At 64.3% G+C, this 994-nt stretch carries 1 rRNA gene; it reads right to left on the reverse strand.

From position 1 onward, the window contains the following. Window positions 1-849: 849 nt before the first annotated feature. Window positions 850-966: ribosomal RNA gene (rrf, locus tag C1J01_RS48285) — 5S ribosomal RNA — on the reverse strand. Window positions 967-994 lie beyond the last annotated feature (28 nt).

Raw genomic sequence — 994 nt, forward strand, 5'->3', positions numbered from 1 at the left:
CACCAGCACTCCATCCCCCACCCAACCCCACACACCGAACAGCTGCGACCAGCGCGGTGACCCCTCGGGCGGAGGACCTCCTTCGCCGGTGCCCTCAGTCAAGCTGTTGGCCGACCACTATCTGCCGATCTGGGTCATGGCCAGGCCGTTACCGCTCCAGATCAGCGGGGCGAGCTGAACTTCAGTGCGGGCGGCTTTCCTCTCCACCACCGACTCTCCGTCACCCGCCAACTCCGTCGCCACCAACAACACCGCAGCGGAAGCTCCGAAAGCTGCCCGCCGCGGCCGCGGGCGACGCAATCACGCGACCAGCGCACACGAGCGTCAAATCGCACAACCGTGGAAACACAGAAGAGGCCGCAGCCAAAGGCATGAGACCTCACAACAGGCCGGTACGTCCGACAGCACACGCATCCACTCCCACACTGACGTGTCCCACAACCGACAAAACAGGACCCCAGTCCTGGCGCACCTAACCCCACCACGCAGTGGCTCTGCGCCCTCATCCCCGCAGGGCCTTCGCCCCCACTACGGACACCGGACACCCGGCAACGCAAGAGGCCCACCCGAAACTCATCGCCGAGTGACTGCGCAGCCGAGGAATCGGGCGGAAGACGTGCACCCTCGCAGACGGCGCAGCCGGCAGGAAGCCCGCATCCGCACCCACACGCAAGGCAAGCCCCCACCACGGAGGCGCCACACACTAAGAAACACAGAACGGGCCCCACCAACGTGAAGCCCGCCAACACCAGACCCGGTCACCCGCAACCACAAAACAGTCACTCGGGAAACACAAAAAAGGGAGGGGCCCCGACACCCACAGGCGTCGAAACCCCTCCCACAAAGATTGTCCGGCGGTGACCTACTCTCCCACACCCTCCCGAGTGCAGTACCATCGGCGCAGAGAAGCTTAACTTCCGGGTTCGGAATGTAACCGGGTGTTTCCTTCCCGCCATAACCGCCGTAACCCTCCGAAACACACAAGCACCGCTTG

Origin of the sequence: Nonomuraea aridisoli, assembly GCF_003236395.1 — a bacterium.
In the GTDB taxonomy this organism is placed as follows: Bacteria; Actinomycetota; Actinomycetes; order Streptosporangiales; family Streptosporangiaceae; genus Nonomuraea; species Nonomuraea aridisoli.